Annotated in this window: 20 protein-coding genes; 6 read left to right on the top strand and 14 right to left on the bottom strand. The window is 55.9% G+C overall.

The window, feature by feature from the left end:
• Nucleotides 1-158: 158 nt before the first annotated feature.
• Nucleotides 159-599 (top strand): peptidoglycan-binding protein LysM, encoded by a 441-nt coding sequence (gene lysM / locus EA20_RS0112980; RefSeq protein WP_024967242.1) that lies wholly within the window; start codon nucleotides 159-161, stop codon nucleotides 597-599.
• Nucleotides 600-623: 24 nt separating this feature from the next.
• Nucleotides 624-1,193 carry a DUF3251 domain-containing protein gene (locus EA20_RS0112975; protein WP_024967241.1) on the top strand — a complete coding sequence of 190 codons (570 nt, stop codon included), beginning with the start codon at nucleotides 624-626 and terminating at the stop codon, nucleotides 1,191-1,193.
• 58 nt (nucleotides 1,194-1,251) lie between these two features.
• Here EA20_RS0112975 and secF read toward each other — a convergent pair whose 3' ends face one another.
• The 5 genes from secF to queA form a co-directional block, all read right to left on the bottom strand.
• Nucleotides 1,252-2,220, bottom strand: coding sequence for a protein translocase subunit SecF (gene secF / locus EA20_RS0112970; protein ID WP_024967240.1), 969 nt, complete (start codon nucleotides 2,218-2,220; stop codon nucleotides 1,252-1,254).
• Nucleotides 2,221-2,230: 10 nt separating this feature from the next.
• The gene (gene secD / locus EA20_RS0112965; RefSeq protein WP_071995409.1) at nucleotides 2,231-4,078 is read right to left on the bottom strand and encodes a protein translocase subunit SecD; all 1,848 of its coding nucleotides are present in this window, start codon (nucleotides 4,076-4,078) and stop codon (nucleotides 2,231-2,233) included.
• Between the two features lie 27 nt (nucleotides 4,079-4,105).
• Nucleotides 4,106-4,438, bottom strand: a complete 333-nt coding sequence (yajC, locus tag EA20_RS0112960; RefSeq protein WP_024967238.1) for a preprotein translocase subunit YajC — start codon at nucleotides 4,436-4,438, stop codon at nucleotides 4,106-4,108.
• A gap of 24 nt (nucleotides 4,439-4,462) precedes the next feature.
• Entirely contained in the window at nucleotides 4,463-5,587 is a 1,125-nt protein-coding gene (gene tgt / locus EA20_RS0112955) for a tRNA guanosine(34) transglycosylase Tgt (RefSeq protein WP_024967237.1), read from the bottom strand.
• A gap of 205 nt (nucleotides 5,588-5,792) precedes the next feature.
• Nucleotides 5,793-6,875, bottom strand: a complete 1,083-nt coding sequence (queA, locus tag EA20_RS0112950; RefSeq protein WP_024967236.1) for a tRNA preQ1(34) S-adenosylmethionine ribosyltransferase-isomerase QueA — start codon at nucleotides 6,873-6,875, stop codon at nucleotides 5,793-5,795.
• 238 nt (nucleotides 6,876-7,113) lie between these two features.
• Between queA and EA20_RS0112945 the strand changes: the two genes are divergently transcribed.
• Together EA20_RS0112945 and EA20_RS0112940 are read left to right on the top strand one after the other, a co-directional pair.
• Nucleotides 7,114-7,695, top strand: coding sequence for an ACP phosphodiesterase (locus tag EA20_RS0112945; RefSeq protein WP_024967235.1), 582 nt, complete (start codon nucleotides 7,114-7,116; stop codon nucleotides 7,693-7,695).
• Nucleotides 7,696-7,880: 185 nt separating this feature from the next.
• On the top strand, nucleotides 7,881-8,483 hold the full coding sequence (locus EA20_RS0112940) for a peroxiredoxin C (RefSeq protein ID WP_024967234.1): 603 nt from the start codon (nucleotides 7,881-7,883) through the stop codon (nucleotides 8,481-8,483).
• A gap of 77 nt (nucleotides 8,484-8,560) precedes the next feature.
• On the opposite strand, the gene EA20_RS19745 is transcribed toward EA20_RS0112940, so the two are convergent.
• From EA20_RS19745 to phoB, 7 genes are all read right to left on the bottom strand, one after another.
• Nucleotides 8,561-8,779 carry a DUF2442 domain-containing protein gene (locus EA20_RS19745; RefSeq protein WP_024967233.1) on the bottom strand — a complete coding sequence of 73 codons (219 nt, stop codon included), beginning with the start codon at nucleotides 8,777-8,779 and terminating at the stop codon, nucleotides 8,561-8,563.
• Between the two features lie 159 nt (nucleotides 8,780-8,938).
• Nucleotides 8,939-10,312: a proline-specific permease ProY gene (proY, locus tag EA20_RS0112930; protein ID WP_024967232.1), complete on the bottom strand. Its 1,374-nt coding sequence runs from the start codon at nucleotides 10,310-10,312 to the stop codon at nucleotides 8,939-8,941.
• 55 nt (nucleotides 10,313-10,367) lie between these two features.
• Nucleotides 10,368-11,690, bottom strand: coding sequence for a branched-chain amino acid transporter carrier protein BrnQ (brnQ, locus tag EA20_RS0112925; protein WP_024967231.1), 1,323 nt, complete (start codon nucleotides 11,688-11,690; stop codon nucleotides 10,368-10,370).
• Between the two features lie 404 nt (nucleotides 11,691-12,094).
• Nucleotides 12,095-13,198, bottom strand: a complete 1,104-nt coding sequence (locus EA20_RS0112915) for a cobalamin-independent methionine synthase II family protein (protein WP_024967230.1) — start codon at nucleotides 13,196-13,198, stop codon at nucleotides 12,095-12,097.
• A 254-nt stretch (nucleotides 13,199-13,452) separates the two neighbouring features.
• Nucleotides 13,453-14,373, bottom strand: coding sequence for a PstS family phosphate ABC transporter substrate-binding protein (locus EA20_RS0112910; RefSeq protein WP_024967229.1), 921 nt, complete (start codon nucleotides 14,371-14,373; stop codon nucleotides 13,453-13,455).
• On the bottom strand, nucleotides 14,374-15,705 hold the full coding sequence (gene phoR, locus EA20_RS0112905; protein ID WP_024967228.1) for a phosphate regulon sensor histidine kinase PhoR: 1,332 nt from the start codon (nucleotides 15,703-15,705) through the stop codon (nucleotides 14,374-14,376).
• Between the two features lie 23 nt (nucleotides 15,706-15,728).
• Nucleotides 15,729-16,418, bottom strand: coding sequence for a phosphate response regulator transcription factor PhoB (gene phoB, locus EA20_RS0112900; protein WP_024967227.1), 690 nt, complete (start codon nucleotides 16,416-16,418; stop codon nucleotides 15,729-15,731).
• A gap of 201 nt (nucleotides 16,419-16,619) precedes the next feature.
• On the opposite strand from phoB, the gene sbcD reads away from it, so the two are divergent.
• Complete coding sequence (gene sbcD / locus EA20_RS0112890) at nucleotides 16,620-17,843, top strand: exonuclease subunit SbcD (protein WP_024967225.1); 1,224 nt, start codon at nucleotides 16,620-16,622, stop codon at nucleotides 17,841-17,843.
• Nucleotides 17,840-21,511 carry an SbcC/MukB-like Walker B domain-containing protein gene (locus tag EA20_RS0112885; RefSeq protein WP_024967224.1) on the top strand — a complete coding sequence of 1,224 codons (3,672 nt, stop codon included), beginning with the start codon at nucleotides 17,840-17,842 and terminating at the stop codon, nucleotides 21,509-21,511. Before sbcD ends, EA20_RS0112885 begins: the two co-directional genes overlap by 4 nt.
• A gap of 279 nt (nucleotides 21,512-21,790) precedes the next feature.
• Here EA20_RS0112885 and EA20_RS0112880 read toward each other — a convergent pair whose 3' ends face one another.
• Both EA20_RS0112880 and EA20_RS0112875 read right to left on the bottom strand, forming a co-directional pair.
• Entirely contained in the window at nucleotides 21,791-22,444 is a 654-nt protein-coding gene (locus tag EA20_RS0112880) for a DUF799 domain-containing protein (protein ID WP_024967223.1), read from the bottom strand.
• Nucleotides 22,441-22,797, bottom strand: a complete 357-nt coding sequence (locus EA20_RS0112875; protein WP_024967222.1) for a DUF4810 domain-containing protein — start codon at nucleotides 22,795-22,797, stop codon at nucleotides 22,441-22,443. The genes EA20_RS0112880 and EA20_RS0112875 overlap by 4 nt, the downstream gene beginning before the upstream one ends.

Here is a 22,797-nt window from a genome sequence, read left to right as displayed (position 1 = left end):
CTGAATAACGGACCGGGCTTTTGCCCCGCTTTGTGCCCTTCGTGCCACGTTGACACTACATTAAACGGCCTGTCGTCAGAGAGAATCGAACCAATCCGCTATAATGAGGGTGCTAATGAGCGTAACTTTTCTCTTAACAAGGATAAACCGGAGGGTATATGGGATTGTTTAACTTCGTAAAAGAAGCAGGCGAGAAATTGTGGGATAGCGTTACCGGCGACAATAATGATTCCTCGAAAAAACTGCAGGAGCACATTTCTAAACTGAACCTGCCAGGCAGCGACAACGTTGATGTGAAGGTAAATGACGATAAAGTCAGCATCAGCGGTGAGGGGATATCTCAGGAACTGAAAGAAAAAATTCTGGTCGCGGTGGGTAACGTCGCGGGGATCACTGCCGTTGAAGATAACGTTACCGTTGCTGAACCCGCCACCGAAGCCCGTTTTTATACCGTGAAAAAGGGCGATACGCTGAGCGCCGTAGCAAAAGAAATGTACGGCGATGCCAGCAAGTACAACAAAATCTTTGAGGCTAATAAGCCGATGCTCAGCCACCCGGATAAAATCTATCCAGGTCAGACGCTGCGTATCCCGGAATAACGATGGTATAAGGAGCGGTAGATTATGGCTAATCATCTGATTAAGAAAACGCTTTTGCTAACGCTGGCGGCTCTCCTTGCAGGCTGTGCTTCATCACAGAATCAGCCTGAAGTGAACAGGCTGACTAATCAGGTGGGCAAGCTGAATACCGAGATGCGACAACTGACGAGGCAGGCGACCGCGCTTGAGCAGCAGAGCAGCCTGAATCTTAATTCGTCGCAGGGTGCCTGGCTGCTGCCAGCAACCAAGAGTGCCGTGCTGTTGAAGAGTGAGGCTGGTGAGGTGAGGCTTTCGCTGAGCCATGTTGAAAGTGAAGCAAACGGCACCAGAGCGACGCTGCATGTTCGCGCCGCGGGTGACAGATCGCTTCCTGCTTTCAGCGCGCAGATCGAGTGGGGTGAGATGGATAAAACGTCCGGACAACCTCTGCAGGTCAATAGTCAGACTCAGCAGGTGAGCGTCAGAGAGTCTCTGCTGCCACGTAGCGAAATCGCGATTCCACTACGCCTGAGCAATGTCTCTCCTCAGCAGTTAGGTTACGTACGGGTGCATGATATTCTCGTCACACCGCAGCCCGTCTCAACGCAGCCATAAAAAAAGCGCCGCATCAGCGGCGCTTATCAATAACAAAGCATCAAACCTGACGCCTTTCTTAAGGCAGAATTGAAGGCTGATCCGCGCCCTCTTTCTCCACTTTCTGCTGTAGCATATGTTCCCGCTTCATCCCCAGCTTCAACGCCAGTGCCGACGCCACATAGATGGATGAAACCGTACCGATGGAAACCCCGATCAGCATGGTCAGCGAGAAGCCTTCCAGCAGCGCGCCGCCGAAAATATAGAGCATCAGCACCACCACCAGCGTGGTGGCGGAAGTCATGATGGTACGGCTCAGCGTCTGCGTCAGCGAGACGTTGACGATATCGTAAGAGGTGCCGCGACGGATCTTGCGGAAGTTCTCACGAATACGGTCCGACACCACGATACTGTCATTGAGCGAGTAGCCGATAACTGACATCAACGAGGCGACAATGGTCAAATCAATCTCAATATGGAACAGAGAAAGAATGCCCATGGTGATCACCACGTCATGCGCCAGCGCCAGCACTGCGCCCAGCGCCAGGCGCCATTCGAAGCGGAAGCCGACATAAATCAGGATAGCAATCAGAGCCATCAGCAGCGCCATGCCGCCCGCCTGCGCCAGATCGCTGCCCACGCTCGGCCCAACGAACTCAATGCGCTTGACGGAGGCATTCTGACCGGTCGCCTGGTTGATGATCGTCACCACCCGGTTACCCAGCTCCTGGCCCGCATTCCCCTCGTTTGGAGACATACGTACCAGCACGTCACGACTGCTGCCGAAGTTCTGCACCTGCGGATCCATAATGCCGGATTTCTCCAGCGAAGCCCGCAGCGTATCCAGATCCGCCGGTTTTTCGAGCGTAATCTCAATAACCGTACCGCCGGTGAAATCCAGCCCCCAGTTAAACCCTTTTACACCCATGATCGCCAGCGAGGCGATCAACAGCAGGCCGGAGAGGGTAAAGGCCAGTTTATCCCAGCGCATAAAGTCATGCACTTTACGCCCGTAGTTTAATTGTTCAACGCTATAGTCCTGTGCCACAACGCACTCCTCAGATAGACAGCTTGTTGATGCGTTTGCCGCCGTACAACAGGTTTACGATGGCGCGGGTACCGACAATGGCGGTAAACATAGATGTCACCACACCGATCGCCGTCGTGATGGCAAAGCCTTTGATCGAGCCTGTGCCCACAGCGTAGAGAATAATCGCGGTGATAAGCGTGGTAATGTTGGCATCGATAATACTGGAGAACGCGCCTTTATAGCCTTCATGAATCGCCTGCTGAACGGAACGTCCATTCTTCAGCTCTTCCTTGATACGCTCATTGATCAGTACGTTAGCATCCACCGCGACCGCCAGCGTCAGCACTATACCGGCAATACCCGGCATGGTCAGCGTCGCCCCCGGCAGCAGAGACATAATCCCGACGATCATTACCAGGTTAGCCACCAGCGCCGTTGTCGCAATCACGCCAAATTTACGGTAGTAAACCACCATAAAGACGATGGAGGCGACCAGGCCCCACAGGCAAGCTTCCAGACCCTGGTTAATGTTCTGTTGTCCCATGGTTGGGCCAATAGTCCGCTCTTCCACAATCTGAATTGGCGCAATCAGCGCACCCGCGCGCAGCAGCAGCGAGAGCTGACGTGCTTCATTTGGGTTACTGATGCCGGTAATACGGAAGCTGTTACCCAGACGTGACTGAATGTTCGCCACGTTGATCACCTCTTCCTGCTTAGCCAGGATGGCGCGACCGTTGGCATCTTTCTTACCGCTATCCTTGTACTCGACAAAGAGCGTTGCCATCGGCTTGCCGATATTATCCTTGGTGAAGTTGGACATGATATTGCCGCCCGCACTGTCAAGGGAGATATTTACCTGAGCCTGGTTATATTCATCCTGGCTGGAGGTGGAATCGGTAATATGGTCGCCGGTGAGGATCACGCGCTTATAAAGCGTGATTGGCTGGCCGTCGCGGGTGTTTTTCACTTCTGAATCGCCCGGGACGCGGCCATTGGCGGCAGCAGTTGGATCAACGCTGGTGTTGACCAGACGGAATTCCAGCGTCGCCGTTGCGCCCAGAATCTCTTTCGCCCTGGCGGTATCCTGAATGCCCGGCAGTTCGACCACGATACGATCGGCGCCCTGCCGCTGTACCAGCGGTTCGGCAACGCCAAGCTGGTTAACGCGATTACGCAGGATAGTGATGTTTTGCTGAACGGCATATTCGCGGGCTTCACGCAGACGTTCGTCGCTCATGACGGCACGCAGCGCATTGCTGCCAGAATTGCTGATGACCAGGTCGCGATGGCGGCCTGTCAGGTAACTGGACGCCTCGTTACGCGCGTCAGCGTCGCGGAAGCGAATCTCAAGACCGTAGTTATCGGTTTTGCGTACGTTGGTATAAGGAATGCTTTTATCACGCAGATCGCTTCTGAGGTTGTCGATATTCTGCTCCTGGAGTTTACCCAGGGCGGTATCCATATCAACTTCCATCAGGAAGTGTACGCCGCCGCGCAGATCGAGACCGAGTTTCATCGGCTCAGCGGCAAGTTTTGATAACCAGGTTGGCGTGGCGGGCGCCAGGTTGAGCGCAACCACGTAGTCGTCGCCTAGTACGCGACTGATGCTGTCCCGGGCGCGCAGCTGCACGTCTCCGTTAGCAAAACGCGCCAGGATGGCGCCATTTTCCAGCGCAACTGACTTGCTCTGGATATTGTCTTGTTTTAATGCAGCCTGGATCTGACCCAGCGTTTGCTCACTGGCGGCGCTTCCGCGCGCACCAGTGACCTGAACAGCCGGATCCTCACCATAAAGGTTGGGAAGCGCATACAGCAGACCGACGAGTAATACGACGATCAGCATGATGTACTTCCACAGAGGATAACGGTTTAACACGGCAGTTCCCTTAGGGAAAACAAAAAATTAAAGCGCCTTCATCGTACCTTTCGGCAGAACGGCAGCCACGAAATCACGTTTGACCACAACTTCCGTTGTATCGTTCAGCGCGATTGCCACATAGCCGGTTTCAGCCACTTTCGTTACGCGACCAACCAGTCCACCGGTGGTCAGCACTTCGTCACCTTTGGAGATAGAATCCATCAGTTTTTTATGTTCTTTTGCACGCTTCTGCTGTGGGCGCAGGATCATGAAATAGAAAATCAGACCAAACACCACCAGCATGATAACCAGTGAATAAGGACTTCCCTGCGACGGTGCCCCAGCGGCAGCCACTGCGTCAGAAATGAACAAGCTCATTAAATTCCCCTCTTTGTTTAATTATCAGACGTTTAACGGCGGAACCGCCTTGCCCGTCCGGTCATAGAAATCAGTAACGAAGTGCTCTAATTTACCCTCTTCAATCGCCTGACGTAAACCCGCCATCAGACGCTGGTAGTAGCGCAAATTATGAATCGTGTTCAGCCGCGCACCCAGAATTTCGTTGCAGCGATCGAGATGATGCAAGTAGGCGCGACTGTAGTGGCGACAGGTATAGCAGTCACACTCGGCATCCAGCGGCGACACGTCATCTTTATATTTGGCGTTACGAATCTTCACCACGCCATCGGTCACGAAAAGGTGGCCGTTTCGCGCATTACGCGTCGGCATCACGCAGTCGAACATATCGATGCCGCGACGAACGCCTTCAACCAGATCTTCCGGCTTGCCGACACCCATCAAATAACGCGGTTTATCCTCTGGGATCTGAGGACAAACATGCTCCAGAATGCGGTGCATATCCTCTTTTGGCTCACCGACCGCCAGGCCGCCCACAGCGTAACCATCAAAGCCAATCTCCACCAGCCCTTTTACGGAGACATCTCGTAAATCTTCGTAAACGCCGCCCTGGATAATGCCAAAAAGCGCATTTTTATTTTCAAGGGAATCAAAGCGATCGCGACTGCGTTGCGCCCAGCGTAATGACATCTCCATCGAGCGCTTAGCGTAATCCCAGTCGGCCGGATAAGGTGTGCACTCGTCGAAAATCATCACGATATCGGAGCCGAGATCGTACTGGATCTCCATCGATTTTTCCGGATCCAGGAAGATTGCATCGCCATTAATGGGGTTGCGGAAATGAACGCCCGCTTCGGTGATTTTACGGATGTCGCCCAGGCTGAAAACCTGGAAGCCGCCAGAATCGGTCAGGATAGGCCCTTTCCACTGCATGAAATCGTGCAGATCGCCATGCAGCTTCATGATCTCCTGGCCCGGACGCAGCCATAAATGGAAGGTATTACCGAGGATAATCTGGGCACCGGTATCCTGAACTTCTTCAGGCGTCATGCCTTTTACCGTGCCGTAGGTGCCTACAGGCATAAAAGCGGGGGTTTCCACCACGCCGCGATCGAAGACCAGACGGCCACGGCGCGCGCGCCCGTCAGTAGTATCTAATTCGAACTTCACGTTGCCTCCACCAGAGAAACAGTCTGATGTGTGATTAAAAGGAGCGCATTCTATCAACCATACAAGCTGCTATACAAGCCAGCCCGTAAAGTAAGCGCTTATTATGCGGTGCAAGATCATCATTTTGCGAAAGCGCGCCGGCGCTGAAAGGGTACGCACTTTCGCCGTAAAAAATGCAAACAGGCGGTGTTACGCAGCAGGTCCGTTATTCGCTGATGCTATTTCCTACCTGCTCATCAATCGCCCGGGGATTACGGGTAATAAACATGGCGTCGCCGTAGCTGAAGAAGCGGTACTGCTTCTCCACCGCCTGCTGGTAGGCATGCATGGTGTTACGGTAGCCAGCAAATGCAGAAACCAGCATGATCAGCGTCGATTCCGGCAGATGGAAGTTCGTCACCAGCGCATCAATAACCTGATAGCGATAGCCCGGGTAAATAAAGATTTTGGTATCGTCGAAAAATGGAGCGATAAGCGCATCACTGGCGGCCTGCGCCGCGCTCTCAAGTGAGCGAACCGAGGTCGTGCCAACCGCCACCACGCGGCTGCCGCGTGCCTTACAGGCCAGCACGGCATCCACCACTTCCTGCGGCACTTCAGCATATTCGGCATGCATAATATGGTCTTCGATACTTTCCACGCGGACCGGCTGGAAAGTCCCGGCACCAACATGCAGCGTGACAAACGCGGTTTCGATACCTTTTTCACGCAGAGCGGCCAGCAGCGGCTCATCAAAATGCAGCCCCGCCGTTGGGGCAGCGACCGCGCCCGGTCGCTGGCTGTAGACGGTCTGATAGAGCTCGCGGTCGGCTTCTTCATCCGGGCGATCAATATAAGGCGGCAGCGGCATATGGCCGATATCATTCAGGATATCCAGTACCGGTCTGGCATCATCAAATCGCAGTTCAAACAGCGCATCGTGTCGCGCCACCATGGTCGCTTTCACGCTGTCATCATCGCCCAGCAGCAGTTCCGTCCCTGGCTTTGGCGCTTTGGACGCGCGAACATGGGCCAGCACTCGCTGATCATCCAGCATCCGTTCAACCAGAACTTCAATTTTGCCGCCGCTGGCTTTACGCCCAAATACCCGTGCCGGGATCACCCGTGTGTTGTTAAATACCAGCAGATCGCCGGGATTGAGCATATCCAGCAAATCGGTAAAGACCCCGTGCGTCAGCTCGCCGTCCGGCCCGTTCAGGGAAAGTAGACGGCATCCGCTGCGCTGGGCCTGCGGATAGTGGGCAATCAAAGATTCGGGCAGTTCAAAGGAAAAGTCGGCAACGCGCATGATCATTCACTGTCAGGGAAATCAGGGCGCATAGTCTAGCTGAAAACCCATCAATTCTAAACAATCCGCGCAGCCGGTCCGGCATTCAGCTGGCCTGTCGCTGTAATATCGACTTCAGTACGCTACGGCCAGCCCGCGCCACAGGGGCGCAAGTCCTGATTTCTCAGATCAAGGCTTCATGTAAGCGCCCCCGTTAACACTGGTATAACGTCGGGGACGAAGAAGGTATACTGTCTGAATGAACTTCCTTGCTCACCTCCACCTCGCGTCGCTCTCTGAGAGTTCGCTGCTCGGCAACCTGATGGCGGATTTCGTCCGTGGGAATCCGCGCGGCGTCTGGCCGGGTGCCGTTGCTGAGGGAATTTTACTGCATCGCCGCATTGACGTGATGACGGACTCACTGCCGGAAGTCCGCGCGGCGAAAGCCTTTTTTCGTGATGAGACTCGTCGCGTTTCACCGATAACCCTGGATGTTATCTGGGATCATTTCATCTCGCTTCACTGGAACAAAATCGCGCCGGAAATTTCCCTGCCAGCTTTTCTGTCTCATGCGGAATCTGTGATCTCACCCGAATTGCCCTCCACGCCGGAGCGCTTTCAAAACCTTAACCACTATTTATGGCGTGACCGGTGGATGGAGCAGTACGCTGACGCTTTTTATCTGCAGGGTGTGCTGCGCGGCATGGCCAGTCGTCGCCCGCGCCTGGTAGCACTGGCAGATTCCTGGCAAGATTTTATTGATAATTATCAACTATTTGAGGATTTTTTCTGGCAGTTCTATCCGCGAATGACGAAACTGGCAGAGCAAAAAGCACTCTGAGCCGGGAAAAGAGATTGCCCTTTTGCGCAAAAAGGTTAATGTAGTGGGCTGCCTTGAAAGTTAAAGTATTTGATAGGTATAACCTATCTGAATAATCGGCGTTATGCGCTGGTTACCGAACGGACGCCCCCCGTATACTGCTGGCGATTCGATTTTTTCATCCACTTATCTCTACAGGAGTGAATATGGTCCTGGTAACTCGTCAAGCCCCTGATTTTACTGCCGCAGCCGTGCTGGGCAACGGTGAAATCGTTGATAACTTCAACTTTAAAAAACACACCGCTGGTAAAGCCACCGTTGTGTTCTTTTGGCCAATGGACTTCACGTTTGTTTGCCCTTCTGAACTGATCGCGTTCGACAAGCGTTACGAAGAGTTCCAGAAGCGCGGCGTGGAAGTGGTTGGCGTCTCTTTTGACTCCGAGTTTGTACACAACGCATGGCGTAAAACGCCGATTGAGAAAGGCGGCATTGGCGAAGTGAAATATGCCATGGTTGCTGATATCAAGCGTGAGATCCAGAAAGCCTACGGTATCGAGCATCCGGACGCAGGCGTTGCCCTGCGCGGCTCGTTCCTGATCGACAAAGCCGGTGTGGTTCGCCACCAGGTTGTTAACGATCTGCCGCTGGGCCGTAACGTTGATGAAATGCTGCGTATGGTTGACGCGCTGCAGTTCCACGAAGAGCACGGCGAAGTGTGCCCGGCTCAGTGGGAAAAAGGAAAAGAAGGTATGGGCGCATCGCCAGACGGCGTGGCTAAATACCTGTCCGAGAACGCGACCAAGCTGTAATCGGCCGCTTTCCAGAAAAGGCTCGCTCCGGCGGGCCTTTTTTATATCTGCCCCTGGCCTGCCTTCCAACTGACATCTCAGGGTCTTTTGACCCCACGGGAACGCCCCGCCTCCAGCGGCTCTGTCGTCAGTAATCCATCAAATGAGAGATCTTCATCCAGTGCCTCCCAGTGTATGCCTCGCGGAGTCAGCTCAAAACGTGCCAGCGCTTCAGGCGTGGCCCTTGCAAGTTCAGGAAAACAGGCCAGCGGCACGCCCAGAATACGAGCGTCGCTCAGCGTCAGCCACAGCAGCACACAGACGGCATCAATGCCCTCGTTTTGCAGATTGTTACAGATCTGGGCCAGGGTCGGATCGCGAACGCTACCGAAGTGAGTGTTTATGGCAGGAAAGGTCAGAAGAAACAGTAAGTCCTGCCATCGCCGGGGATCTCCAGCAACGGCAGGGCTTTTCTTTTAATGCAGGGTCTTACTTGCGGGCGCTGAGGTTTTACGGACAAACAGCCAGCTCACCAGCAGCAGGAGCAGCCAGCCAATCCCGACATACAGCGAGATACGGGTATCCGGGAAGTAGCCAATCAGGCCGATAATAAAGGCGAGGAAAAGAATCCCTACCAGCGCGGTAAACCGCCCGCCAGGCATGGCGAATTTCAACGCCTTCGCCTGCTCTTTGGTCAGCGTACGACGAAAGCCTATTTGGGCAAAAAGGATCATAATCCATACCCAGACGGTGGCAAAAGTGGCCAGCGAGGCGATCACCAGGAAGACTTTTTCCGGCATCAGATAGTTCAGATAAACCGCCACCAGCATCGCCAGCATCATCACCAGCACCGTCACCCACGGAATGCCCCGGCGGGAAACGGTGGTAAACATTTTCGGCGCGTGCCCCTGCTCAGCCATGCCGTGCAGCATACGCCCCACGCCAAAAACATCACTGTTGATCGCCGAGAGCGACGCCGTAATTACCACAAAATTGAGGATAGCCGCCGCGGCCGCAATACCAAGATGCTGGAAAGTCAGTACGAAGGGGCTACCGTGGGTGCCGACCTGGTTCCAGGGATAGATCGACATAATCACGAACAGCGTACCGACATAGAACACCAGAATACGCAACGGAACGGTATTAATCGCTTTTGGAATGGAGGTTTCCGGATCCTTCGCTTCACCCGCCGTGATGCCGATGATTTCAATCCCGCCGTAGGCGAACATCACAATCTGCAGGGAAAGCACCATACCGATAACACCATGCGCGAAGAATCCGCCATTGGTCCACAGATTATGAATGCCGGTTGGCTGGCCGCCATTGCCAATGCCCCAGAAGATAATCCCTATGCCCGCCACGATCATGATGATAATGGTGGCAACTTTAAACAGTGACAGCCAGAACTCCACCTCGCCAAAGACCTTAACGGTCGCCATATTGATCGCGCCGATGACCAGCACCACGCTCAGCACCCATATCCAGTGCGGCACATCGGGAAACCAGACGCTCATATAGATGCCAAAGGCGGTCACGTCAGCAATGGCGACGATCAGGATTTCGAAGCAGTAAGTCCAGCCGGTAATATAGCCAGCCAGCGGCCCGAGATAGTCCTGGGCATAGCGCGAGAAGGAGCTGGCCTGAGGGTTGTTGACGGACATTTCACCCAGGGCGCGCATAATAATATAGGCAATAGCGCCGCCGATAACATAGGCGAGGATCACGCTTGGGCCGGCCATTTTCATGGCGTCAGCCGAACCGTAAAAGAGGCCGGTTCCAATCGCCGATCCCAGCGCCATAAAGCGAATATGGCGGGTGCTCAGCCCCTTTTTAAGCTTGTTTGTGGTCATTATTTCTTTCCTGTGGTTCCCCTGCTGCCGGAACCACAGGGGTAATAGGTAGTGCTTACTGCTGATGCACGCTCATCTGCTGGCGACCCAGCGTCCGGTCATAAATGGCGACCAGTACCAGCATGGCCAGCGAAGGCGGCAGCCAGGAGAGTCCCTGCTCCGCCAGCGGCAGGCGCTGAACGAAACCGGGCAGCAGCGAGGTCAGCCCGCTGGATTTCGCCGCGTCGATGATACCAAACAGCAGGCTTATCAGCATTGTTGGCGCGATAACGCGACCGCTTTTTTTCCACCATTTCAGCGTGAAGCTGAGCAGAATCAGCACGATACAAGGCGGATAGATGGCGGTCAGTACCGGCACGGAGATCTGAATAAGATGGCTCAGCCCCAGATTGGAAACCAGCATTGAGAACAGGCCAAGAATAAAGACCATCTGGCGATAGCTTAGCGGCAAATACTGCTCAAAAAACTCCGCACAGGCGCAGGTCAGGCCAACGGCAGTGACCATACAGGCCACAAAGATCAGCGCGGCCAGGAACAGGCTACCCGTATTCCCAAAAGTATACTGAACGTAGGCGTGCAGGATAGCCGCGCCGTTCGCGTTCTGATCCACCAGACTGGCGCTGTCGGAGCCGAGCCGGAACAGGCTCAGATAAACCAGCGTCAGCCCTACACCGGCGATCAATCCCGCCAGAATGGTATAACGCGTTAACAGCTTCGCCTCGCTGACGCCTCGTGAACGCGCCGCGTTGACGATGACGATGCCAAAGACCAGCGCACCCAGCGTATCCATTGTCAGGTAGCCGTTGACAAAACCGCTGGAGAAGGCCGCATGCTGATAGGCTTCGGTTGCTGGCGCCATGCCATCCGCAGGCCACAGCAGAGCCGCCACGCCCAGAACCGCCAGCGCAATGATTTTCAGCGGTGCCAGGAAATGCCCTACCGTATCCAGCAGTTTGCCGGGATAAAGAGAGATCAGGATAACCAGCGCAAAATAGAGCAGGCTGTAGATAAACAGCGGCAGCGCGCCATCGCCGGTCAGCGGCGCAATGCCAACCTCAAAAGAGACCGTCGCGGTACGCGGTATGGCAAAAAGTGGACCAACAGCCAGGTAACAGACGGTCGCCAGTACGATACCGGCCGTTCTGCCGATAGGGGTACTCAGCGCATCAATGCCGCCGCCGACGCGCGCAAGGGCAATAACGGTGATAACGGGAAGTCCCACGGCGGTGATCAGAAAGCCAAGCGCGGCGATCCAGACGTGCTCACCGGACTGAATGCCCACCATCGGCGGGAAAATAATATTGCCTGCCCCCACGAAAAGGGCAAACGTCATAAAGCCCAATGCGAGGATATCTCGGGTAGTTAAACGATTAGTCATAGTCAGCGGTGTTGCCTGTACTGGTGTGAATGAAGTCGCGATGTTGAGTTAATCGCCCTGTGTGCTCTGAAAACGCCGAATTATCAATCCAGTGCAGGCATAAATGCTGCCTTACAGCGGTGAACGCAGCGGATTTGCGCGGATTTTAATCTTTTTACAGGGAGGTAAAGTAAAAACGGCGCTAAGTAAACCGTTTATAGCGGTGAAAGGCAATACGGGATCGGAAAAGCAGAGTGATATAGCGTAAAAAAGGCAACATCCAGCTTTTCACTTCAGGTTATCGCCAGGTTGCCTTACATGATTTGCATTCTTTTTGCCCCGGCTGGGGTTATTCCTGCACATATCAGGTGAAAGATGCACAAAAGGCGCGATTTCTCGCGCCTTTTGCCGGAATTAATGCAGTATCACCACACTTCGTTGGCGATATCCACCACCAGCCGCAGTTTTGCCCACTGCGCTTCCTCGCTGAGGCTGTTGCCCTCTTCCGTAGAAGCAAAGCCGCACTGCGGACTGAGGCAAATCTGATCCAGACTGACATAGCGCGAGGCTTCTTCAATACGCTTTTTCACCGTTTCCCGGTTTTCCAGCTCGCCGTTTTTGGTGGTAATCAGCCCCAGGACCACCTGTTGTTTGCCCGGTTTGATAAAACGAAGCGGCTCAAAACCTCCGGAGCGCTCGTTATCGTATTCCAGGAAAAAGGCATCAACGTTAACGCTGCCGAACAGGATTTCAGCCACTGGCTCATAGCCGCCTTCGGAGATCCAGGTGGAGCGGAAATTGCCACGGCACACATGCAGGCCAATCGTCAGGTCGTCTGGCTTACCTTCAAGCGCTTTGTTCAGCACCTGCGCATAGATCCAGGCCAGCTCTTCCGGATCGTCGCCACGTTCGCGGATCTGGGCTTTCTGATCTTCGGAACAGAGGTAGGCCCAGACGGTATCATCGAGCTGCAAATAACGGCAGCCAGCATCGTAAAATGCTTTAATGGCATCGCGCCAGGTTTGCGCAAGATCGTCGAAATAGGTGTTGAGATCGGGATAAATAGTCGCATCAATGGCTTTACGACCGCCGCGAAAATGCAGCACGCTTGGGCTGGGGATGGTCATTTTCGCCACCGCGTCGCCGCTGATACTTTGCAGATAACGGAAATCTTCCAGCATCGGATGATGGCCAAAACCCAGTTTACCCGTCACGCGAACGCTGTGCGCTTTGGTCTGTACACCGTTAAACTGAATGCCCTGCTCCGCTTCATAGCGCTCCACGCCATCCAGTCCGGCGAAAAAGTCGAAATGCCACCATGCGCGGCGGAACTCACCGTCGGTGACAATTTTCAGGCCGCTTGCCCGCTGATGGGCAACCACCTCACGAATGGCTTCATCTTCGATGCGCCGTAGCGCTTCGGACGCGAGTTCGCCTGCTTGGAACTTTTCACGCGCTTCTTTTATAGCGGCGGGACGAAGGAAGCTGCCAACCACTTCGGCGCGGAACTGGGCGGAATCTCTTTGCATATTCAGTTACTCCTGACCTGCGCAACGGCGCATAATTTACCGGGGAAATAATGACGTTTCGTTATTTATAGACTTCCAGATGTCTGCATGTCTTTAACGGAGCATGTCATGAGAAAGATTCAGGTGCAACCGAGGAAAATTCAACACAGTTGAAAAAAATTCATATTGGCCGGTTAGAGGTTGGCAGTGAGTAGTGGGCTAATGGCAGTTGGCAAAAGGCCAGGCTTCAGACCGTATGGCAGCCGTCGCATCACTTATTCGATCATGGCCAGCGCGGCTTGCCGCTGCGCATCTGACAGCGGAAGATAGCCCGCCTGATTGACCAGCGCCTGGCCCTGAGGGGAGAGAACCAGATGCAGAAAGGCTGCCGTCAGCGGCTCCACTGCTTCTCCTGGCGCCTTATTGATATAGATATAGAGAGGCCGCGCCCAGGGATAACGCCCGCTGCGGATATTTTCTGCCGTCGGTACGATAAAATCCTCGTTCTGCCTGGCCACTGGCAACGTTTTTACGCCGCTAAGATGAAATCCCATGCTGGCGTAGCCAATCCCGTTCAGCGTCGCCGCCACGGCCTGCACCACCGCGGCTGAGCCGGGGTATTCCGCCACGTCATTGCGAAAATCGCCGTTACACAGCGCCTGCTGCTTGAAGAAGCCCCAGGTTCCCGAGGCGGAGTTGCGGCCAAAACGTTGCAGCGGCCGGGAAGGCCAGCCTGGCTGGGTAAGCTTGAGATCGCCCCAGTTGGCAACAGAGGCATGCGCACCGCAGCGGCGGGTAATGGAAAAAATAGCGTCGAGCTGCCCGACATTCAGTCCGGGCAGCGGATTGTCCTGATTCACCACCACGACCAGCGCATCCATGGCAACAGGCACGGCAAGCGGCGGATAACCGTAACGGGCTTCAAATCGCTGGCGTTCCTCCCCCTGCATCGGCCGGCTCATCGCCCCAAGCTGCGCGGCTCCCCCCGCCAGTGCTGTGGGCGCCGTAGAGGATCCGGCGGCCTGGATTTGCACATTCACGCCCGGATATTCCCGGTTGAACCGTTCGCCCCACAGCGCCATCAGGTTACCCAGGGTATCCGATCCCACGCTGGTGAGATTCCCCGCTAACATCCCTTCTTTTGCCTGAGCGAACGTACTGCAGAACAGCAGAGCGAGCAGAAACAGCCTTTTCATTTAGATTACCGGTTTTGATTCCCGAAGCGCATTCTGTGCCAGATCGTCGCTGACAATCAACCGTGGCGGCAGCAGGAAGCTGAAACAGGTCGTTTTACCGGGTTCGCTGGTAATCTCCAGCCTGGCGTTATGGTGACTGAGCGCATGCTTGACGATGGCGAGACCCAGCCCGCTGCCGCCGGTTTGCCGGGATCGGGCCTTATCGACGCGATAAAAGCGCTCGGTCAGGCGTGGAATATGCTCAGCGGCAATGCCCGGCCCGTTATCGGAAACCCTGAACAGAGCGCCAGTTGGCGTTTTCAGCCAGCCGATCTCAATACGGGTGCCGGGCGGCGTGTGGTTTACCGCGTTATACACGAGGTTTGATATCGCGCTGCGCAACTGTTCGTCGTTGCCAAAAACGCGCAGATGTGGATCGGTGGTGAACTGAATCTCATGGCGCCCCTGGCTGAGCGTTTCTGCCTCACGCTGGAGAAGATGTAGCATTGTCGGCACATCCACCACTTCCTGAAGATCCAGCGCCGGGGCGGCCTCAATGCGCGACAGCGTCAGGAGTTGCCTCACCAGCCCATCCATACGTCGGGTCTGTTCCTGCATGGTGTGCAGCGCTTTATCGCGAACCGGGCCTTCCAGCACCGCATCATTCATCATTTCCAGATAGCCCTGCAGCACCGTCAGCGGCGTCCGCAATTCATGGCTGACGTTAGCAAAAAAGTTACGCCGGGCACCCTCCAGCTGGTGCATCTGGGTGACGTCACGGGCCACCAGCAGCCACTGGCCTTCACTGTAAGGCATGACGCGAAATTCAAGGTGGCGATGATTATTCAGCACCAGCGTCAGTGGCCGGACGAAGTCCCGCTGGCGCAGATAGCGGCTGAACTCGGGATAGCGTAAGAGATTAAGGATATTCTGGCCATTATCCTCCGGCCAGCGCAGCCCCAGCATCTGCTGAGCCAGGCCGTTGCACCAGAAGATGGTGCCTTCTTCGGTAGTGAGCACCACCGCATCGGGGAGAGACTCCGCGCCACTTCGAAAGCGTTTGATCAGATGGCCAAGCTCGCGGCGACGGCGACGGTTGCGCGCCTGCATCTGATAAAGGCCGTAAAAAAGCGGTTCCCAGCTGCCTCGCCCGGCCGGCGGTGTCATGCTGCGATCGACCCACAACCAGTGGGATAACCGCAGCAGGTTATTGAAATGCCATCCCAGTACGCCCAGCACCGCCAGTAACAGCAGCCAGGGCAGATAGCCCACCAGTAACCCAATAATCAGCGCCGGCAGGCTGGCGAGAACCAGCTCAAGCAGTAATCTCTTCCAGGAGAGGCGTTCCAGCACGGTTTATACTCCAGTGTGGACGATCAGAAGCGTGCAGAGAAACGATAGCCGGTGCCGCGAACCGTCTGCACCATACGATCGTGCCCGCTGACCTCAAGCGCTTTACGCAGGCGGCGAATATGCACGTCAACGGTACGATCTTCGACGTAAACGTTAGTGCCCCAGACGTGATTAAGCAACTGCTCACGGCTGTAGACCCGCTCGGGATGCGTCATAAAGAAGTGCAGAAGCTTATATTCCGTCGGCCCCATTTCCAGCGGCTGGGTTTCCGACATCACACGGTGCGACGAGGGATCGAGGCTCAGCCCCTGCATTTCGATCACATCTTCCACCGCCATGGGAGATATCCGGCGCATCACCGCCTTGATCCGCGCCACCAGCTCTTTGGGCGAAAATGGCTTGGTAATATAGTCATCGGCTCCCACTTCCAGCCCGCGAACGCGATCCTCTTCTTCACCGCGCGCGGTCAGCATCATCACCGGAATATCTCTGGTCATCGCTTCACGTTTCAGATGCTTAATAAACTGAATGCCCGAACCGCCCGGAAGCATCCAGTCAAGCAGAATGAGATCGGGCCAGGGTTCAATCAGCTGTCCGATAGCGCTGTCATAGTCTTCCGCTTCTACGGGTTGATAGTCATTTTGCTCAAGAACGAAACACAACATCTCCCGGATTGGGGCTTCATCTTCGACGACCAGAATGCGCTTAGCCATTATTGCTCCTGCAGCTGTGACGGAATGTCACTGGGGTTTGCGGCGACATTATGCGTCAGTTTTATGACAGTTTTATGAAAAAAGCACGGGTTACATCGCCGTTTTATAACACTTTTATTAAGCGCTGAACCGCTTTCAGGCTGGGGTTTTGATGCTGGCTGTTTATAATCGACGCTTCTGGTTTGCTTCTTTAAGGTTCCCATGCGACTTATCCATACTTCTGACTGGCATCTGGGCCAATTTTTTTACACCAAGAGCCGGGCGCCTGAGCATCAGGCTTTTCTCGACTGGCTGCTGGCGCAGGCGATTGAGTACCAGGTCGATGCCATTATCGTCGCAGGGGATATTTTCGATACCGGATCGCCGCCGAGCTACGCGCGCGAACTCTATAACCGGTTTGTGGTTAAGCTTCAGCAGGCGGGGTGTCAGTTAGTGGTGCTGGGTGGCAACCACGATTCCGTCGCCACACTGAATGAATCCCGCGAGCTGCTTGCCTGTCTGAATACCCGTGTGATTGCCGCTGCCAGCAGCGAGCCGGATGAGCAGGTGCTGATGCTTAACACCCGTGACGGTAAGCCGGGCGCCCTGCTCTGCGCCATTCCTTTTCTTCGCCCGCGGGATATCACGCTGAGCCGGGCGGGCCAGTCGGGTCGTGAAAAACAGCAAACCCTGCTGGAGGCGATCACCCTTCACTATCAGCGCTGCTGGCAGGCTGCCGTAACGCGGCGTGAGACGCTGGGTCTGACGCTGCCGATTATCGCCACCGGCCACCTGACCACCGTCGGCGTCACCAAAAGTGATGCGGTGCGTGACATCTATATCGGTACGCTTGACGCCTTTCCTGCCCAGGCTTTTCCGCCTGCGGACTATATTGCGCTTGGCCATATTCACCGCGCGCAGCGGATCGCCAACAGCGACCATATTCGCTACAGCGGTTCGCCCATTCCGCTCAGCTTTGACGAGCTTGGTAAAGAGAAGAGCGTTTTCCTGGTCGAATTCAGCGCAGGTCAACTCAGCCAGGTAACGCCGCTGAAGGTGCCACTGTTTCAGCCGATGCAGATGATTAAAGGGTCGCTGGAGGAGATCGAGCGGCAGCTTGCCGCCATCCAGCCGCGGGAAGACGGGAAACCGGTCTGGCTGGATATTGAGATTGTCAGCCAGGCCTGGCTGAACGATATTCAGCGGCGGATTCAGGCATTAACCGACGGGCTGCCGGTGGAAGTGGTGCTGCTGCGTCGCAGCCGGGAGCAGCGCGAACAGGGCATAGCCCGCCAGCATAATGAAACCCTCAGCGAGCTGAGCGTCGGTGAGGTTTTTGCCCGCCGTCTGGCAATGGAAGAAAACGAATCGCCAGCGCGGCTTGCCCGCGCCACGCTGCTGTTTGAACAGACGCTGAGTGAGATAGACGATGAGGCGCAGCCATGAAAATCCTGACGCTCCGGTTTAAGAATCTGAATTCCCTGAAGGGGGAATGGAAGATCGATTTCACCGCCGAACCTTTCGCCAGCAGCGGGCTTTTTGCGATCACGGGCCCCACCGGCGCGGGAAAGACCACGCTGCTGGATGCGATTTGCCTGGCGCTTTACCATGAAACCTCGCGGCTGGGGAAACTCTCACAGTCGCAAAACGATCTGATGACGCGCGATACCGCAGAATGTCTGGCCGAGGTTGAATTTGAGGTAAAAGGTGTCGCCTGGCGCGCCTTCTGGAGCCAGAACCGTGCCAGAGGCGCCGTCGATGGCAACCTTCAGGCACCGCGAGTGGAGCTGGCGCGCTGTGATGACAACACGATCGTGGCCGATAAGGTAAAGGACAAGCTTGATATGCTGGCCACACTTACCGGGCTCGATTTTGAACGCTTCACCAAATCAATGATGCTGTCTCAGGGGCAGTTTGCCGCCTTCCTCAACGCCGATGCCAACAGCCGCGCCGGGCTGCTTGAAGAGCTGACCGGCACCGAAATCTACGGGCGACTTTCCGCCAGCGTCTTTGAGCGGCATAAAAATGCCCGGGCGGCACTGGAAACATTAAGCGCGCAGGCCAGCGGCATGGCCCTGCTGGATGAAACCCAGCTTCAGCAGCTTTCTTCCCGCCTACAGCAGTTAACAGAAGAGGAGCAGGTACTCACTTCTGAATACCAGCGACAGCAGCAGATGCTGCACTGGCAGCAGCAGAATCAGGCGCTGGTCAACGCGCTGAATGAGGCGCAGGCGGCACAGCAGCAAGCCGCTGCCGCGCAGCAGGCAGCGCTGCCGGAACTCTCCCGCCTGACGCGGGCCGAACCGGCGGAAAAGCTTCGTTCCGTCTGGCAACAGCGTAATCAGCTGCAGCGGGATCACGAAGATTCTGTGGTCGCACTGAACAAGCTATCCACCCAGCGGCAGCAGGCTATCGCGGTACTGGAGGCGAGTACTGCCCAGCGTGACGCGGCTGAAGCGGCCCGTCTGCAGCACGAGACATTCAGGCAGCAGCAGGAGACGCTGATTACGGATAAAGTCGCGCCGCTGGACAGCCTGATTATCACGCTGTCGGCGCAGACAGAACAGCTCAGCAAAGAAGTTAGTGAGTACAAACAATTGCTGGAGCAACGGCGCCTGACGCAGCGGCAGCAGCAGCAGTCGGAGCGGGATAAAGGGTTGCAGCAGGCTGAGCACCAACGCTGGCAGCAGGATAACGCCCGCTTTGCCGCCTGGGGCGAATCTTTACCCCTCTGGCGCATGACGTTTAGCCAGCAGCAGGAAAGCGCTCAGGCGCTGCTGGTCCTGCAACAGCGCGTCACGGAGCAGCAAAAAGCCGTTAACGATCTTGAGCAAAGCCTGACCCTGCTTGAGCAGCAGGCCCGTCCGCAACAGCAAGCGCTGGAAGCGATCCGACTGCGGGTAGCAAAAGCGGAAAGTGAGCTTGCCGCGCTGGAACAGCAGCATCCTGAAGCGGAGGTGCAGGCTGCCTTATCCCGCCTCAACCAGCAGCGCCCCCAGCGTCAGACGCTGGCACTGCTTCTGCCGCAGTGGCAACAGCTGACCGCGCGGCGCGACAAGCTTCAGCTCAGCCAGCAGGCTCTGCAACAGCAGCGGCAGGAAGCGGAGCAACAACTGCAAAGCCTGCGCGCCAGCTGGAAAGAGAAGCATCAGCACCAGCTTGATCTTGAGCAGCGTTGCGAGCTTGAAGGGCGTATCGCCAGCCTTGAGCATCATCGTGCGCGGCTGGAAGCCGGCCAGCCCTGCCCGCTATGCGGCGCCTGCGAACATCCCGCCGTTGCCGACTATCAGGCGCTGGAAACTTCAGAAAACCAGAGGCGGCTGAAAGCGCTGACCTCTGAGGTCCAGACGCTGCACGATCGGGGAACAGCGAAACGGGAAGAGGTGAAAAACCTGCAACAGCAGGATGAAAAACTGCAGCAGGAACGGGAAGAGAGCGATCGTGAAGCCGCGCTTCTGCACGAACGCTGGCGCGAAACCGTGGCAGCTCTTGCGCTGACGCTGGCGCCTGACGACAGGCAACAGACGCTGGCGTGGCTGAGCGGCGAGGAGCAGCTGGAAGCCGCTTTACAGGAGCAACTGGCTCGTCAGCAGCAGGCAACCCGTACGCTGCAACAGCATAAAGATGACCTGACCAGACAACAGCACAATCTGACGACACTTCAGCAGCAGCAACAGCTGGCAAGTCAGCAACGACTCACTTCAGAACAGGCGCTGGCGGAACTCACCCAGCGCCTGGCCGCCAGCAGCCAGAGCCTGAATGAACAGCGGGCGACGCTGGCGGTTTCCTTGCAGGCCGTCGGCTTAACCCTGCCTGCGCCAGAAAACTATGAAAGCTGGCTGGCTGAAAGAGCGGCTGAATGGCAGCAGTGGCGTCAGACAGAGCAGGCGCTGGCCGGACTGGCCCCTGAACTGGCGACGCTGACGACACAACTGCAGGCGCTTGACGAGGAGATCGGTAAAGAACAGGCACGCCTGGAGGCGCTTATCCGCCGCCTGAATGAAGAGCAGCTGACGCTGCGTGACAGGCAGCAGCAACGTCTGGAACTCTTTGGAGAGCGGCCAACGGCTGCGGCGCTCAGTGAGCTGAAAGCGCTGACGCAGCGCCACGCCGGGGAGGCGGAGCGGCAGCAGAAAGCGTGGCAACAGCAGCAGGATCGCCTGAATACTCTGGCCGGACAGCATAACTCACTTTCTGAACAGACGACGATGCTGGCCGAAAGGCTGACCCAGGCGCAGCAGGCGTTTCTGGCGGCACTTTCCGCCAGCCACTTCAGCGATGAAGCGGCCTTCTGTGCCGCACTGCTGGATGAAGCCGAGATGCTTCGTCTCAGCGCGCTGAAAAAACGGCATGAAGAAGCGTGTCAGCAGGCGGCCACGCTGCTGACCCAGGCTGAAAAGCACCTCAGGCTGCATCAGGCGGGACAACCCGAAGCGATAACGGCGTTGGATCACCCGCTGGCAGAAAGCGTTGCCGATCTTGCCCGGCGGCTGAGGGAAAATGCTCAGCATCAGGGTGAAGCGCGTCAGCAGCTGAACAGCGATGCTGCCCGCAGAGCAGAGCAGCAGACTTTGCTGGCAAGAATAGCCGACCAGGAGCGCGAAGCCGAGGAGTGGGGCTATCTGAACCAGCTAATCGGTTCAAAGGAGGGGGATAAATTCCGCAAATTTGCTCAGGGGCTGACGCTGGATCATCTTGTCTGGCTGGCGAACAATCAGCTGGATCGGCTGCATGGTCGCTATCTGCTTCAGCGCAAATCCCTGGAAGCGCTTGAGCTTCAGGTAGTGGATACCTGGCAGGCGGATGCGCTACGCGATACGCGCACGCTCTCCGGCGGAGAAAGCTTCCTTGTCAGCCTGGCACTGGCACTGGCGCTTTCCGATCTGGTCAGCCATAAAACGCAGATTGAATCGCTATTTCTGGATGAGGGCTTCGGTACGCTGGATGCGGAAACGCTCGACAGCGCGCTTGATGCACTCGATGCGCTGAACGCCAGCGGCAAAACTATCGGCGTCATCAGTCACGTTGAAGCGATGAAAGAGCGTATTCCGGTGCAGATTAAGGTGCGTAAGGTCAACGGCCTGGGCTACAGCCGGCTGGAAACGCCCACCTGAAGCCAGAGTGATAAAAGCGTACGCGGCATACTGAAGGCGCACGACACAAAAAGAACGGTATTGGCCGGTTAAAGGAAAATACCTGATAGTGAGGAGCCTGCGCGGTTGTGGTTCCCGCTTCATGCTAAACCGCAGAACGCGTTAGCCGCTTAAACGAGAAAGATGATTGTAAGGAGCCAGCACGACTGTCCGTCATAGCAAAAAGAGAAATGCCATTGCGTGGTTAACGCACCGCGAAGCGCGGCGTTCGTTACGGGCGCCCGAAAGCGCCCGTCTGATTCAGATTTTCTTCGTTATTTTTGCACGGGGACCGGCCAGCAGACCGCCATCATCCCTCGCGGTCAGCAAACGGCTGCTGGTCACCACAGCAACATCATGCGCGCCATCCGTCACAGTATTGTGGATCTGCTTCACCGCTGCAGCCACCAGAATGCCAATGACACCCGGCGCCGAATTATTATTATTTTCAGCATCCGATGCCGTCGCACTGCCTTGCCAGATTTCCTTGCCGCTGCGCAGATCAACCAGCTTCGCGGTGGCCGACACTCTGGTTTCACTGTCAACCAGCAGGTATTTGGTGCCGTAGTCGGTCACGTCAACATAGAGCGCCGCGTCGGCGTTAAAAATAGCGCGCAGCTTCTCTTTGCTGACGGAACGGATATCCGCCGCCGTGGTAACGCCGTTCTGACGGAAGGTCTCTTCCACCACGGCAACCGGGAAAACATAATAGCCGGATTCGGCCAGCGGCTGAGTGACCAGCGAAACAAAGCTGTGTGCCGCTTTGATATCCGGTGAGCGGTTTTCCGCAGGCAGCACCAGAATAGATGCAGGCTTACTCTCGCGAAACGCGCTGTAATCATAAGGCGCTTTTTTCGCGCAGCCGCTCAGTACCCCTGCCGCCAGCAGCGCAACCATCATCATTAACTTTTTCATTTCTTCGCTCCCTGCTTATTACGCATCAGGAAATCCATATAATGGGCGGATTCAGGAAAGGCCTCTTTTTCGGCGGTAAACTGCGCAAAAGCCCTGTCCGGATTGCCCGTATCGACATACAGCAGCCCCAGCTGGGCGTGCAGCCCCGGCGGTACCGGCAGATTCTTCGCTTTCGCCTGTTCCATCACCAGATTCAGCGTTTCAATCTCTTTTTCCGGTGAGGTGCTGTGTTTGTAATAGTTATAGAGCGAAGGCTGATAGTCGCCCCAATAATAGGTGGTGGCTTTTTTAGGCGCGCAGGCCGCCAGCAGCAGAACCGCAGCGGCTGCCGGAATGAGTTTTAACTTGTTCAC

Source organism: Pantoea sp. IMH, assembly GCF_000599885.1.
Classification (GTDB): domain Bacteria; phylum Pseudomonadota; class Gammaproteobacteria; order Enterobacterales; family Enterobacteriaceae; genus Erwinia.
Note: the sequence above shows the minus strand (reverse complement) of the source record. Positions and strands in the feature narration are given on the sequence as shown.

Bases quoted from the DNA above. Each gene is read 5' to 3' on its own strand.
- lysM (WP_024967242.1), top strand. From the start codon at position 159: ATGGGATTGTTTAACTTCGTAAAAGAAGCAGGCGAGAAATTGTGGGAT.
- EA20_RS0112975 (WP_024967241.1), top strand. From the start codon at position 624: ATGGCTAATCATCTGATTAAGAAAACGCTTTTGCTAACGCTGGCGGCT.
- yajC (WP_024967238.1), bottom strand. From the start codon at position 4,438: ATGAGCTTGTTCATTTCTGACGCAGTGGCTGCCGCTGGGGCACCGTCG.
- queA (WP_024967236.1), bottom strand. From the start codon at position 6,875: ATGCGCGTTGCCGACTTTTCCTTTGAACTGCCCGAATCTTTGATTGCC.
- EA20_RS0112945 (WP_024967235.1), top strand. From the start codon at position 7,114: ATGAACTTCCTTGCTCACCTCCACCTCGCGTCGCTCTCTGAGAGTTCG.
- EA20_RS0112940 (WP_024967234.1), top strand. From the start codon at position 7,881: ATGGTCCTGGTAACTCGTCAAGCCCCTGATTTTACTGCCGCAGCCGTG.
- proY (WP_024967232.1), bottom strand. From the start codon at position 10,312: ATGACCACAAACAAGCTTAAAAAGGGGCTGAGCACCCGCCATATTCGC.
- brnQ (WP_024967231.1), bottom strand. From the start codon at position 11,690: ATGACTAATCGTTTAACTACCCGAGATATCCTCGCATTGGGCTTTATG.
- EA20_RS0112915 (WP_024967230.1), bottom strand. From the start codon at position 13,198: ATGCAAAGAGATTCCGCCCAGTTCCGCGCCGAAGTGGTTGGCAGCTTC.
- EA20_RS0112910 (WP_024967229.1), bottom strand. From the start codon at position 14,373: ATGAAAAGGCTGTTTCTGCTCGCTCTGCTGTTCTGCAGTACGTTCGCT.
- phoB (WP_024967227.1), bottom strand. From the start codon at position 16,418: ATGGCTAAGCGCATTCTGGTCGTCGAAGATGAAGCCCCAATCCGGGAG.
- sbcD (WP_024967225.1), top strand. From the start codon at position 16,620: ATGCGACTTATCCATACTTCTGACTGGCATCTGGGCCAATTTTTTTAC.
- EA20_RS0112885 (WP_024967224.1), top strand. From the start codon at position 17,840: ATGAAAATCCTGACGCTCCGGTTTAAGAATCTGAATTCCCTGAAGGGG.
- EA20_RS0112880 (WP_024967223.1), bottom strand. From the start codon at position 22,444: ATGAAAAAGTTAATGATGATGGTTGCGCTGCTGGCGGCAGGGGTACTG.